General features: G+C 65.6%; 12 protein-coding genes. 5 read left to right on the top strand and 7 right to left on the bottom strand.

What is annotated here, in order from left to right:
- Positions 1 to 9: 9 nt before the first annotated feature.
- Positions 10 to 762 carry an SDR family NAD(P)-dependent oxidoreductase gene (locus OOT08_RS17415; RefSeq protein WP_325094121.1) on the bottom strand — a complete coding sequence of 251 codons (753 nt, stop codon included), beginning with the start codon at positions 760 to 762 and terminating at the stop codon, positions 10 to 12.
- A 59-nt stretch (positions 763 to 821) separates the two neighbouring features.
- Here OOT08_RS17415 and OOT08_RS17410 point away from each other — a divergent pair, with 59 nt between their 5' ends.
- Positions 822 to 1,511, top strand: coding sequence for a GntR family transcriptional regulator (locus OOT08_RS17410; protein WP_325094120.1), 690 nt, complete (start codon positions 822 to 824; stop codon positions 1,509 to 1,511).
- On the opposite strand, the gene OOT08_RS17405 is transcribed toward OOT08_RS17410, so the two are convergent.
- On the bottom strand, positions 1,508 to 2,683 hold the full coding sequence (locus tag OOT08_RS17405) for a helix-turn-helix domain-containing protein (protein WP_325094119.1): 1,176 nt from the start codon (positions 2,681 to 2,683) through the stop codon (positions 1,508 to 1,510). The two genes, OOT08_RS17410 and OOT08_RS17405, sit on opposite strands and share 4 nt — an antisense overlap.
- Before the next feature lie 95 nt (positions 2,684 to 2,778).
- Here OOT08_RS17405 and OOT08_RS17400 point away from each other — a divergent pair, with 95 nt between their 5' ends.
- The 3 genes from OOT08_RS17400 to OOT08_RS17390 all read left to right on the top strand — a co-directional run bounded on the left by OOT08_RS17400 (position 2,779) and on the right by OOT08_RS17390 (position 6,747).
- Positions 2,779 to 4,452 carry an amidohydrolase gene (locus OOT08_RS17400; RefSeq protein ID WP_325094118.1) on the top strand — a complete coding sequence of 558 codons (1,674 nt, stop codon included), beginning with the start codon at positions 2,779 to 2,781 and terminating at the stop codon, positions 4,450 to 4,452.
- Between the two features lie 94 nt (positions 4,453 to 4,546).
- Complete coding sequence (locus tag OOT08_RS17395; RefSeq protein ID WP_325094117.1) at positions 4,547 to 5,893, top strand: MFS transporter; 1,347 nt, start codon at positions 4,547 to 4,549, stop codon at positions 5,891 to 5,893.
- 68 nt (positions 5,894 to 5,961) lie between these two features.
- Positions 5,962 to 6,747, top strand: coding sequence for an SDR family NAD(P)-dependent oxidoreductase (locus tag OOT08_RS17390; RefSeq protein ID WP_325094116.1), 786 nt, complete (start codon positions 5,962 to 5,964; stop codon positions 6,745 to 6,747).
- Positions 6,748 to 6,829: 82 nt separating this feature from the next.
- Here the strand turns inward: OOT08_RS17390 and OOT08_RS17385 are convergent, their stop codons facing one another.
- The 3 genes from OOT08_RS17385 to OOT08_RS17375 are packed head-to-tail and all read right to left on the bottom strand — an operon-like array spanning position 6,830 to position 10,250.
- The gene (locus OOT08_RS17385; protein WP_325094114.1) at positions 6,830 to 7,594 is read right to left on the bottom strand and encodes a glucose 1-dehydrogenase; all 765 of its coding nucleotides are present in this window, start codon (positions 7,592 to 7,594) and stop codon (positions 6,830 to 6,832) included.
- Positions 7,591 to 9,231 carry a flavin-containing monooxygenase gene (locus OOT08_RS17380; protein WP_325094218.1) on the bottom strand — a complete coding sequence of 547 codons (1,641 nt, stop codon included), beginning with the start codon at positions 9,229 to 9,231 and terminating at the stop codon, positions 7,591 to 7,593. Before OOT08_RS17380 ends, OOT08_RS17385 begins: the two co-directional genes overlap by 4 nt.
- 53 nt (positions 9,232 to 9,284) lie before the next feature.
- Entirely contained in the window at positions 9,285 to 10,250 is a 966-nt protein-coding gene (locus OOT08_RS17375) for an alpha/beta hydrolase (RefSeq protein ID WP_325094113.1), read from the bottom strand.
- Between the two features lie 131 nt (positions 10,251 to 10,381).
- Here OOT08_RS17375 and OOT08_RS17370 point away from each other — a divergent pair, with 131 nt between their 5' ends.
- The gene (locus tag OOT08_RS17370) at positions 10,382 to 11,086 is read left to right on the top strand and encodes a TetR/AcrR family transcriptional regulator (RefSeq protein WP_325094111.1); all 705 of its coding nucleotides are present in this window, start codon (positions 10,382 to 10,384) and stop codon (positions 11,084 to 11,086) included.
- Here the strand turns inward: OOT08_RS17370 and OOT08_RS17365 are convergent.
- Both OOT08_RS17365 and OOT08_RS17360 read right to left on the bottom strand, forming a co-directional pair.
- The gene (locus OOT08_RS17365; protein ID WP_325094110.1) at positions 11,083 to 11,730 is read right to left on the bottom strand and encodes a PepSY domain-containing protein; all 648 of its coding nucleotides are present in this window, start codon (positions 11,728 to 11,730) and stop codon (positions 11,083 to 11,085) included. The genes OOT08_RS17370 and OOT08_RS17365 overlap by 4 nt on opposite strands.
- A 216-nt stretch (positions 11,731 to 11,946) precedes the next feature.
- On the bottom strand, positions 11,947 to 12,831 hold an 885-nt coding region (locus OOT08_RS17360; protein WP_325094108.1), incomplete at its 5' end, for an alpha-hydroxy acid oxidase.

The raw sequence follows: 12,831 nt of genomic DNA, 5'->3' as shown, positions 1-12,831 counted from the left end.
TCGCGGGCCCTAGGTGGCCAGGTAGCCGCCCTCGACGGGAATCGAGGTCCCGGTCAGGTACGCCGCGTCCGGGGACGCCAGGAACGCCACCACGGCCGCAACGTCGGCGGGCTCGGCGATCCTGCCGAGCGGGATGGCGGCGGCTACCCGAGCGGCCTCTGCCTCCGGGTCCGGCAGCCCGTCGAGCCACTCCTGAAAGAGCGGGGTGCGGGTCATCCCGGGCGCAACCGCGTTCACGCGGATATTCTCCGGGGCCAGGTCCACGGCCGCAGCCCGCGTGAAGGCCAGCATGGCCCCCTTGCTCGCGCTGTAGATCCCCATGGTCGGCACCCCGATGCTGGCCAGCCGCGAGGTGACGTTAATAATCGAGCCCCCCTCGCCCTGCTCCCGCATCGCGGCCGCGGCGGCGATGAGCAGGTTCATCGGGGCCAGAGTGTTCACGGCAAAGGTGTCCCGCACCTCGTCCTCGGAGACCTCGGTGAGCACGCCCGTGTGGTCGATCGCCGCGTTGTTGACCAATACGTCGAGCCGCCCGAACTCCGCACGGACGGCGGCCACGAGCCGGGCGCCCTCCCCCGGATTCAGGGCGTCGCTCGGCACAAATCGCGCCGCGTCACCCAGTTCGTCGACCACGCGCTCCCCCCGCTCCCGCGAGCGCCCCGAGACCGCGACGCGGAACCCGTCCCCGACCAAGCGCCGAGCGATCTCCACCCCGATCCCCGACGTCGCACCCGTGACCAACGCAACCGCACCCTGCGCCATAGCAACTCCTTTGTCCTACAATTCCACATGTGAGCAATGGCTGATATTATGGCACAATAATGTCATCGCCAATTGATATCTCCCTGCACCGTATGAGCACGGCCGAGGTCGTCGCGGAAACCCTGATGCGCATGATCGTCGCCGGCGATCTCCAGGCGGGTGAGCCCCTTCGCGAGAGCAGCCTTGCCGGTCGACTCGGCATTTCCCGAAACTCGCTCCGCGAGGGCATTCGCCTCCTCGAGCAGAGCCGGCTCGTGAAATACGAGATTCACCGCGGCGCGGTGGTGAGCACGCCCACCGTCTCGGACCTGGAGGATCTCTACCGAGCCCGCACGCACATCGAGCTGCTTGCCGTTCAGCAGGAGCCGACCCCCGAGGAGCTCGAGCGAATCCATGCGGCGTTCCAGGCCCTCACGGAAAGCACCAAGTCCCAGCTCCCCGAGCCCATCGTTGCCGCGGACCTCGCCCTGCATCAGACCATCGTCGACCTGCTGCGCAGCGAGCGGCTCAGCGCCTTCTACGGTCAGATCCGCAAGGAGCTGGTCTTCTACTTCACGGTCCTGTCCTACGCGGACGAGGAGTACGTGAACCCGGAAGAACCCATCGTGGCCCGACACCAGGAGATCTACGACGCAATCGTGGCCGGTCGACGGACGGAGGCAGCGGCGCTCATGAGCGAGCATATCCAGGAGAACTTCGTCCGGCTTCGCGAAATCCTCGAGTCCCGCGATGCGGACACAGATCGCTAGAGGGGAAGAGCCAGCGCCACGATACTCAAGTCCCGGGGAACGGCCACGTCGTATCCGGTGAGCTCTCGGAATCTGGCGAGACGGGCAACCACGGTATTCCGGTGGCACCGGAGAGACGCAGCGGTCTCCTTGATTGTCCCGGATCGGAACCACGCGCTCAGCGTCTCCACGAGTCGTTCCCGCTCACCCTCAGGAATCTCAGCGAAGGCATGGCCGAGTTGCAACGTCGGCCGGGGCATGTGTTCCGTGGCGGTCGTCCTGGCAAACGCCAGCGTTGCCTCGTCGAATGAGACCACCCCGCGCCCGTCCAAGCGAAGAGGTTGCGCCAGACGAATCATCGCGCGACTGAGCTCAGGAATTTCCTCGAGCCACACGGGCTGCTCCGTGAAACAGCCGGAAAAATACTCGGCCAAACCGTTCGGATCAAATGGCTCTTCCCTGAGCTGAAAGGCACAGAGCACCCCGGCCCGGTCCGCACGGAACGGCCACCGCTCCAACAGTGGTCCGGCCGCGAGCAATTCCTCGTGCCCGCGCGAGTAGAGCACCGCAAGCCGATACTCGGCCCCGAGCGAGGCCCCCAACGCACCAGCCACCTCTCGAAGCTCTGCCGGGGACGGCTCAGTCGACCCCAAGAAATACGACAGGGTCCGCTCGATCGCCCGTTGCGAGTCCCGACTCATCCGTTCCTCCTCCCGGAGGTAGGCATGCTGCACCGTAGCGACATGACGCTCGACCATCTCCAGCAGGCCGTCCACCCGCCCGAGCAGCAGTTCCGGCTCGTCCGCTTCAGCTTCCTCGCGAAGTGCCTGCCAGAGCACCCGGAAGGTCGTGCGCACCCCCGCAATCAGTAACTCAAGATCGATGCCTTGCCGGTGACGACGAGAGCCGAGCCGCTCGGGCACCCCGCGCAGGTATTGCCCGGGCTCCTCCCCCGCCAGGACCAGCAGAAACAGATCCATCGTCTCAGCGACGACCTGCTGGACGTCGTCCTCGCTCAGCACGTTGGGCCCATAGCGATCGTCCACGGGGAACAGGGCAATAAACCGTTCAACGAGTTCGTCCCGCCTGCCTGACATGCGGTGCATGACCCGCCCCCATTCGGGCGAACTCTGCCACTGCGTCGGAGACATCGCTTGATCGCTCATCCCCTCACCATACTCGACACTGTGCACAGTTTTAGTGGGGAATCTGCAACATTTTCGCTCTTGAAACAGGCACCAAGTCAATTCAAGATGAGAGTGATCTACTTTTCAGCCAAGGGAGTCTCGTGATCGTTGATCTACTCATCACCAATGCTCGTGTCCTCACCCAGGACGCCGAGCACCCAATCGCCGAGCGTTTCGCCGTGCACCTGGGCCGCGTGGTGGCCGTCGACTCCGAAACCGAGGGGCTCCGGGCACAGCACACACTCGACGCCAAAGGCGCGACGATTGTGCCAGGATTCAACGATGCCCACGCCCACAGCGTCTGGTTTGGCCACACGCTCCTGGAGACGGACCTCTCTGCCCTGCGGTCCCTCGAAGACCTCGAACAGCGCATTGCGATGGCCGCAGCCGAGCTCGACCCCGATGCCTGGGTGATCGCCTCGGGCTTCAACCATATGGACACGGACGGGCAGTACCCCACTCCCCAACAGCTGGATCGCGCCGCAGGGGGCCGCCCGGTATGGATCAAGCACACCTCAGGTCACTCCTGCCTCATTAACGGAGTCGCACTCGACCTGCTCAGGGTCAGGGACCTGCTCGCCCCCGATGGGAGCGGTCTCCTGCCGACGGGTGGCAACATCGTGACCGTCGACGGCGAGCCAACCGGTCTCCTCGAAGAACAGGCAATGACCATCGTGCAGGATCACCTGCTCCCCGCCCCGCTTGAGACCATCGTCCTCGCACTCGAACACGCAACCCGACACTACGCAAGCGAGGGGCTCACCAGCGTCACGGACGCGGGGATCGGCGGCGGCTGGATCGGACACAGCCCGCAGGAGTTCCTCGCGTATCAGCGGGCGTCCGAGAGCGGCCTCCTCCGGACCCGGATGCAGGCAATGCTTGTGGGCGACGTCCTCGGCAGCACAGAACACAACAGCGCAGGCGTACCCCGAGCAGCCGGGCTCCCGGGTGGGATCCGTTCCGGGCTCGGGGACGAACGGCTCCAGCTCGGCCCGGTCAAGATCTTTCTCGACGGGTCCATCCTCGGCACCACCGCACGGCTGAGCGAGGAGTACAGCCACTGCGCTGGCCGACACGGTATGTTCCAGGGTGACGCGACGGAACTGCGGCAGAGCGCCCTCGACCTTGCCCGCGCCGGATGGGCACTCGCCATGCACGCAGTCGGGGATGCCGCAATCGACCTTGCCCTGGACATCCTGGGGACCCTCGACGCCGAAGGGGTATTGCCGCCGCTTCCGCACCGCCTCGAACACGGCGGCGTTGTGCGTCCGGAACAGCTGAGCGCACTCGCGAAACTGAACGTCAGCATCGTCGCGCAACCGCACTTTATGACGCTCTACGGTGATGGGTTTCACAGCTACATCGGTGCGGAACGATCCAACTGGTCATTCCGGATGAAAAGCCTGCTCGACGCCGGATTACCCGTCGCCGGAAGCTCTGACCGCCCCGTAGCACCGGGAGCCCCCCTCGCCGTGATCCAGTCGGCCGTGGAACGCCGGACCCGCTCCGGAGCCGTGTATGGCCCAGACGAGCGTCTGACCGCTGCCGAGGCGCTCGCCGCCTACACGGTGGGTTCCGCCGCGATCACCGGGTGGGCCGGTCGCAAGGGTCAAATTCGGGCCGGAATGCTCGCCGACTTTGTGCTGCTGGGGGATGATCCGCTCAGCGTGCCCAGCTCGGATATCTCGTCCATCCCCGTGCTCGTCACGGTGCTTGGCGGGCTGGCCACCTTTGACCCAGACGGGCGATTTCCTGCAGCGCTCACCATGCCGTGAACGCGTCCCCAGCCCCGTCCGGCGAGACCCGGCGCCTGTGAGACAGCGTTCAACACTCATTTCCTTCACCAACCCCGCTCAATGAGGAGACCCTATGTCAACCCGCACCCCCACTGATCACGCCCCCGCGAGGGGCAGCGCTGCAGCAAAGCAGGCGAGAACCGTTCGCGCAGCGGTCGTGGTCGGCACCAGCCTGGAACACTACGATTTTTTCCTGTTCGGCACCGCAGCCGCGCTCGTGTTCAACCACCAGTTCTTTGTCACCGAAAACCCGCTTGTGGCGACGCTCGCGTCCTTCGTGACGCTCGCCGTCGGCTTTGCGGCCCGCCCGCTGGGGGCGATCATCTTCGGTCACCTCGGTGACACCCTCGGCCGCCGAAAGACCCTGATCTTCACGCTCGTCTTGATCGGGTGTGCCACGGGAATGATCGGTTTACTCCCGAACTACCTGCAGATTGGGGTACTCGCCCCGATCCTGCTCACCCTGCTGCGAATCTTGCAGGGCCTGTCCTTCGGCGGAGAATGGGCCGGCGCGGTCACCCTGGCTCTTGAGCATGCCCCGAAGGGCAAAGAGTCTCGCTACGCGGTCCTCCCCCAGCTTGGCTCCCCGATCGGGAACATCATGAGCTCAGCCGCGTTTATCCTCGTGGGTTTCCTCCCCCACGAAGCCTTCAGCGCTTGGGGATGGCGTCTGCCCTTCCTCGCCGCGTTCCCGCTGCTCCTCATCGCCCTCTGGATCCGTGTCCGCTTGGAAGAGACCCCCGCGTTTGAGCGCGTCGCCGTGGAACAGAAGCAGGCGAAGGTTCCGCTGGCCCAGGTTTTCCGGCACTCCACACCCCAGGTCCTGATCGGCGCCGCTGTCGCGATGCTGTCCATTGGTGGATTCTTCCTCGTCACCACATTCACCATCAGCTACGGCACCGGGGTTCTGGGCTTGCCCTCCTCAGTGATGCTCACCGGAAGCCTGCTCGCGGCCGCACTGCAAATCGTGACCGTCTTCGTTTCCGGGGCTCTCGCCGAACGATATGGACCGACCAAGGTCGCGATCTGGGCATCAATCGTTTGCCTCGCGCTCGTCGTGCCGTTCTTCCTGCTGCTCGACACCGGGGTACCCGCACTCGTGATCCTCGCGATGGTTGTGATGGTGCAGCCGATGGGGGTGACCTACGCGGTGGGTGGTCAAATCCTGCCCTCACTGTTCCCGACGGCCTACCGCTACAGCGGAACCGCTATTTCCTTCAACATTGCCGGGATGCTGGGCGGCTTCGCCCCAATGATTGCCACCGGTTTGCTCCTCATGACGGACGAGAAGTCTTGGTCCCTCATGATCTTCCTTGCCGTGATCGTGATCACCACGCTGATCGGTTCTCTGCTCGCGAGTCGCCGCAGGGCGTACTCCTTCCGCGAGGATGAGGACGTGACCACCAGCCCCGCACGCTAGATTCGTTCCGCGCCGGCCAGACCGGCGCGGAACGAGCCTCCCCGTCCCCCAACGAAAGTTCCCCCAGGATGACCTCTCACGCCCCGTCCCAACCGCCCCGCAACGACCCGGCACCGCTGGGCAGCGCCATCGTGACCGGCGGGACCGCCGGAATCGGCCACGCCATCGCCTGTGCGCTGCACGCCCGGGGGTTCGGCGTGTGGGTGACCGGGAGGAATGTCCCTGAGGACCGCGTCCTCGCCGAGATCGGTTCTCGGAGTGCCTTCGTCGCGGTCGACCATTCTTCCTCGAGCGCAGGCGCTGCGACGGTTGCGGCAGTTGACGACCGCTTTGGTCCCCTCCGGGTTCTGGTCAACAACGCGGGTCGCCGACACGGTGCCACCGTTTCGGCGTTGGACGCGACTGAAATCCGAGCGACCCTCGATCTGAATGTGCTCGGCACCATGATGATGACCCAGGCGGTCGTCCCTCGGCTGACCGCTGCCGGGGGCGGCAGCATCATTAACATGAGCTCCCGACTCGCCGTCGTCGGAATGCCGGCGGTCAGCGCCTACTCCGCCTCGAAAGGAGCCATCAACGGTTTCACCGTGGCCACGGCGATCGAGCTGGCCCCGGCCGGTATCCGCGTGAACGCCGTTGCCCCCGGAATGACACGGACCCCGCTCATCGATGAGTGGATTGCAGAGCAACCCGATCCGGTCGCCGCAGAACAGGCGCAGAGCGCACTCGTCCCCCTGGGGCGACTCGGGACGCCCCAGGACGTTGCCGCCGTTGTCGCATTCCTCGCCTCCCCGGAGGCGGAATATCTCACGGGCATGATCCTCCCCGTCGATGGCGGATACACCGCAGCCTGATCTGAGGATCCGCCGACAGACGTGCGAGCCCACCCAGCCAATTGGCCGGGTGGGCTCGCATGATACGCCAAGCGTTCTCCGCTCAGACAGCGGCCTGTCCGGCGGTGATCCCCCCGTCGATGACGATCTCCGCTCCCGTCACGAAAGACGCCTCGTCGCTCGCCAGATAGACGACCAGTCCGGTGATTTCTTCGGGCCGGGCGAATCGAGAGAGGGTGCTCCCGACGGTATCCTCTTCGCTCAGCGTCCGGAAGGCCTCAATCAACGGCGTCGCGACCCCGCCCGGATGAATGGAGTTCACCCGAATACCGTCCTCCGCTAAATCGAGCGCAGCGGACCTGGTGAGACCGCGCAACCCCCATTTCGAAGCACTGTAGGCAGCCTGTCCTCCATAGCTTTCAATACCGGCCGTGGAAGAAACGTTGATGACCGAAGATGGCGTTCCCCGCTGCAACGCGGGAAGCGCCGCTTGGAGGCCGAGGAAGGCAGCGGTCAGGTTGATCGCCAGGGTCCGGTCCCACTGCTCCCGCGTGGTTTCAGCGATCGACCCCGCGTGGAAGATTCCCGCATTGTTCAGCAGAACGTTCAGCCCGCCAAACCGGGACACCGTCGCCTCGACCGCGGCTCGCCACTGTTCGGCGTCCGTGACATCCAGGGAAACAAACGCTGCCGAATCGCCGAGACTGGCCGCAAGGTCGCGCCCGCGCGCTTCGGCGATATCGGCGATCATCACCCGCGCCCCCTCAGCAACGAGTCCACGAACGTGCGCGGCACCCATCCCCATCGATCCCCCCGTGATCAGGGCTACCTTGCCGTCAAGTCGCCCCGGACGTGCTGTCTCGCTCATCGTGTTGCCTCCTCTGTTCTGTGTGTCCCGCCGACTGTGCCCGCGCTCTCGGGCACCAGCCCCGGCTGTGCGGAGAGGCGGAAGCCACGGTACCCATCAGCCGCGATGTCCTCGCATATCCCGCGGTACGTGCCAAGACCGCCGCAGTAAACGAGTGTTTGCCTTCGCTTTCCCGCCACATTCGCACCTCGATACCACGAGTCTGCGTGCCCATAGAGCGTGTATTGCAGTGCCTCGTCAACCTGCGATGACCACTGCTGCTCCGCTTCTGGTGTGGCTTCAATTTCGATCAATTCACGATCGCGCATCGTGACGATTGCCGACACAATCCAGTCAACGTGCTGCTCAACCGCCTGAAACATGTTGACCAGCACTGACGGGCTCTGCGGCCCGGTGATCGTAAAAAGATTCGGGAAGCCTGCCACCGCTAACCCGAGATAGGTGTGCGCCCCGTCCGCCCACGACTCACGCAAACCGATTCCGCCCCTGCCCCGAATATCCATCCGAGTCAGAGAACCGGTCAGGTTGTCATACCCGGTGGCGAATACGAGGACGTCCACGGGGTAGAACCCTCCTTCGGTCCGGATGCCCTCGGCCTCGATGCGCTGGAGGGGTTCTTCACGCAGACTCACGAGGCGCACATGATCCCGGTTAAACGTGGCAAAGAAGTCGGTGTCCGTGACGATGCGTTTGGCCCCAATGGGGTAGCTTCGGGGCGTGAGCCGTTCGGCGGTCACCGGGTTGCGCACGATGCTGTTGATTTTGTCCCGCACGAAGTCAGCCAAGATGTCGTTCGCGGCAAGATCAACACCGGTGTCGATGTAGGCCGAAAGGAACAGGTTGCCCCCGAGTTTCCAAGCCTTCTCGAGCGTCGGCAATCGTTGAGCATCGTCCTCATCAAGGATGCGCTGACCGGTGATCGGAAGATTGATTCCCGAATGAGACCACCGTGCCTGTTCCGCATCGCGACGATGATCCCGTCGTGCACGTTCTATCTCGTCAGCCCCGAGCGCTCGGTTCCGGGCCGGGATCGAGTAGGCGGGGGTCCGTTGAAACACGATCAACTCCTCCGCCGCGTCCGCCAGTTCTGGAATCAGCTGCACCCCAGAAGACCCCACTCCGATGACGCCAACGCGTTTCCCCGCGAGCTGAACGCCCACTGCTGGCCACTTCCCCGGGTGATACTGTTCCCCGGCAAAGTCCTCGATGCCCGGGAAATCGGGCACCATTGTGGCCGAGATCGAGCCGGCTGCGGTCACGAGGAACCGGCTCCGTACGGTCTCGCCCGCGTCCGTTGAGACAGACCACAGCGCGGTGTCTTCGTCGTACACGGCTTGGAGCACCTGCGTGTTGAGTTCGATGTTCCGTCGCAGGTCCAGCCGCTGAGCAACCCAATTGATATAAGAGAGAATCTCCGGCTGCGTCGCATAGCGCTCGCTCCAGGTCCACTCATCCACCAGGTCCTGGCTAAACGAGTATTGGTAGTCGAGGCTCTCGACATCGCACCGTGCCCCGGGATATCGGTTCCAATACCAGGTGCCCCCAACGTCAGGGCCGGCCTCGTAGGCGGTCACGCGAAGTCCGTGCTCCCGAAGGGCGTGCACCGCGTACAGCCCCCCGATTCCTGCGCCGACCACGATCACGTCCCGGTCGGCCCCCTGCTCACCGCCGAGGGGGGCTCCAGGCCGGGTCACGTCGTCTGCCCCAGGGTCTCAACGCGGACAGCTCTGCCGAGCGCGGCGAGCAGATCTGCGTTTTGCCGCGCAGAAACTCCCGCGCTCAACGCGATTCCTGCGGAGCCGTGAAACGTTCCCGGGTAGAGGTGGAGCTCGGTCGCAATTCCCTCATGAGCGAGTCGCCGGGCGAACTCGATCCCATCGTCGCGCAGCGGATCGTACTGGTTCACGCTGAGGAACGTCGGAGGGAGGCCCGCGAGGGAGTCGGCACGGGCTGGGGCGGCATACTCGGGAGCGGTGCCGTACCCCTCGCCCAGGTAGGCATCCCAACTCAGCTCCGCGTTGCTTCGGTGCCACACCGGGGTGTCGTGATAATCCCGGGCGGAGGGCGAATCTGTTCGATCCGTCACCACGGGGATGTCCAGAAGCTGGAATGCGAATCGGGGGCCGCCGGAGTCTCGAAGCTTCAGCGCGAGCCCTACGGCGTGAGCGGCGCCAGCACTTTGCCCGCCGACGAACAGTTGCTCTGGGTCGATCCCCAGTTCACCGCTCCGGTCGAGCACCCAGCGAAGCGCGGACTCACCGTCTGCAATGGGCGCGGGGTAGCGATGCTCGGGCGCCAAGCGATACTGCACGGAAACCCCGATCACCCCGTGTTCCCGAGCAGCGGCCGCAAGGAGGGGCACTCCCTCTTTGGCATCACCCAACACAAATCCCCCGCCGTGAAACCACAGCAGGGCGGGGGCGGCTCGTTCGGGAGCCGATGCCGGCCGCACCACGATCAGGTCCACTGCCGGCGCCCCAGCAACGCCCGGAGCCGAATGCGTGAGCACCGAGACGTCGGGGCCGGGATCGAATGCGGGAAACTGTTGCGCTGCTTCGGCCAACAACTGCCGCGTCCCCACGATGTTTCGCAAGTCGACGGGCGGCGCATACGGGACAACCGCGGCGACCTCAGGGTCAAATTCGTACGACATCATTGTCCTTCCGATTGCCGGACGCACGTCTGTGGGCGTCCGGTGTGTGGACCATGTGAACATTAACTAGACACAGTGTCAATCACCGGATCGAATTTCCCCGGATTCTTCCCAACTCTTGGTACAGTCAGCGCATGAGCGCGAGCACAAACACCCCGAAGGACCTCCGGGAAGCGGAGCGTCAGCCTCACGACGACACCGCATCTGCGCTGGCCGCACCTCCGCGGCGTTCACTCCGGACAGCGCAAAAGGCGATCACGAAACAGCTGCTCATCGACGCGGCAATCCGAGTCTTCCTCCGGACCGGCTACCACGCAGCGAGCATCGACCAGATCACCTCAGAAGCCGGAGCCAGCCGGGCCACCTTTTATCTCCATTTCGGCACGAAAGCCGATGTCCTCGAGGATTTCCTCGATCTCGCGACCGCACGGTTTGCCGAGCAGTACGCTGCGCTGACCGAGGTCCTCAAAGAGCCAGCGCCGGAGCAACTGCGCGGCTGGCTCCTGACGGCGATGGATCACTGGCCGCTGATCGCCGACGTGATGCGGCCCGTGTTCGAAGCTACGGCGGCGCACCCCGGCCTGTATGCCCGATTTTTCCCGGACGATCTCCCGGGCAACCAGGAAATGGCCCGCGCGCTTTGGCGGTCTGGGCTGGTCGTGGATCTCGCTGAGGCGACCGAGGTGGCCACCGTGATGTTCGCCCCGCTGTATCACTACATGCGAGTGTTTCTCCGCGGGGAGCCGTTCCCGCGCGAGCTCATTGCCGACCTGATCTCCGTCTCCTGGATGGCCCTCCTGAGCGCGCGCGGGAACGCCGAGGTCCCACGGCCGACCTAGCGCGCGGGGAGGATCTCCCCCGTTGCCGCGTCGACGTCGAGCTGCTGCTTGACGTTGCCGGTCACGAGCTCGGCCTCCCAGAGGGTCTTGCCGCGATCGCTGTCCAGCGAGAGCTCGGTGACCGTGGCGTCGGGCAGTTCGCCGAGCGCGGCGTCGACCGCCGCGGTCAGGTCGAGCTTCGCCCCGGCCAGCAGGGCGACGGTCTCCGCGAGGTCTTCTGGGTCGTCCTGCTCCACCCGGGGCGGGGTGACCACGCTCGTGCCGTCGGCCGAGATCTCGACCTCGGTCTCGGTGCCGTCGCCCGCGGCCACGGTGACCTCCCAGGTCCGGGCGCGGTCCTCGAGGTCGATGCTGATGACGGTGCCACCGCCGGCCTCCTCCTGGGCGAGCTTCGCCGCGGCGAGGAGCTGATCGCGGTCTGGCAGGGCCGTCGTCTCCACGCCGCCGGAGCTCTGCCCGTCCCCCGGGGTCTTGCTCGCCTCCGTGGGTGAGCCGTTCCCCGACCCGTTCGGATTGGCCGATCCCTCCGGGGCGCACGCGGTCAGCCCGGTCAGGCCAAGGCCGAGGGCGAGCCCGATCGGGATGATCCTCCGCGCGACCCCGCCTCCGAACGCGCGTCGCATGCTCTGGGTGTGCTCAGTCATGGTGTCCTCCCCACCCCCGCTCGCGCGGGGTACTCACGGCCGCCCGGCCCGGGAGCGGTGCGCACGGGCCGAAGCGCTGTGTCTGAAAACCTAACACCGCGGGCTCCGAAGCGGCCGGGGATCCCCGGCAAACTCGGAGCCGGCAACGCCCGAACACCCAGAAAAACGCCCCGCCCCCGACGTGACCGGTCGGGGGCGGGGCGAGCGATGCGGCGCTTAGTCGCCGAGGAGTGCGCGGGACGCCTGCGCGGCCTCGGGGTGCACGGTCGGCATCAGCCGACTCAGCTGCGTGACGTGCCGCGGCTCCAGCTCCTCCAGGGAGGACACCCCGAGCAGGGTCATCGTGCGGGTGATCTCGCTGCGCAGGATCTGGATCATGCGGTCGACGCCCTCGCGGCCACCGGCCATGAGCCCGTAGAGGTACGCGCGGCCCACGAGCGTGAACTTCGCGCCGAGCGCGACCGAGGCCACGATGTCCGCGCCGTTCATGATGCCGGTGTCGATCATCACGGTCGCGTCCGCGCCCACCTCGCGAACGACCTGCGGCAGCAGGTGGAACGGCACCGGGGCGCGGTCGAGCTGCCGACCGCCGTGGTTCGAGAGAATGATGCCGTCAACGCCGCGCTCGATGAGTTTGACCGAGTCGGCGACGTTCTGCACGCCCTTGACGACCAGCTTGCCGGGCCAGAGCTCGCGGATCACGTCGAGGTCCTCGTAGGAGATGGTCGGGTCCATCGCGGAGTTCAGCAGCTCGCCCACCGTCCCGCCCGTGGTCGAGAGCGAGGCAAACTCGAGCTTCGGGGTGGTCAGGAAGTCGAACCACCACCAGGGCCGGGGCAGGGCGTTCAGGATGGTGCCGGGGGTCAGCTGCGGGGGGATCGAGAAGCCGTTGCGGGTGTCGCGCATCCGGTACCCGGCGATGGGGGTGTCCACCGTGAACATCAGCGTGTCGAATCCGGCCGCTGCCGCCCGCTCGACGAGCCCGTACGAGATCTCGCGCTCCCGCATCACGTAGAGCTGGAACCAGTTGCGCCCGCTCGGGTTCGCCGCGCGGACGTTCTCGATCGAGGTCGTGCCGAGTGTGGACAGCGTAAAGGGAAT

The organism is Leucobacter sp. M11, assembly GCF_035726885.1.
GTDB lineage: Bacteria > Actinomycetota > Actinomycetes > Actinomycetales > Microbacteriaceae > JAPFRB01.
This window is presented reverse-complemented; position numbering and strand designations above follow the sequence as displayed.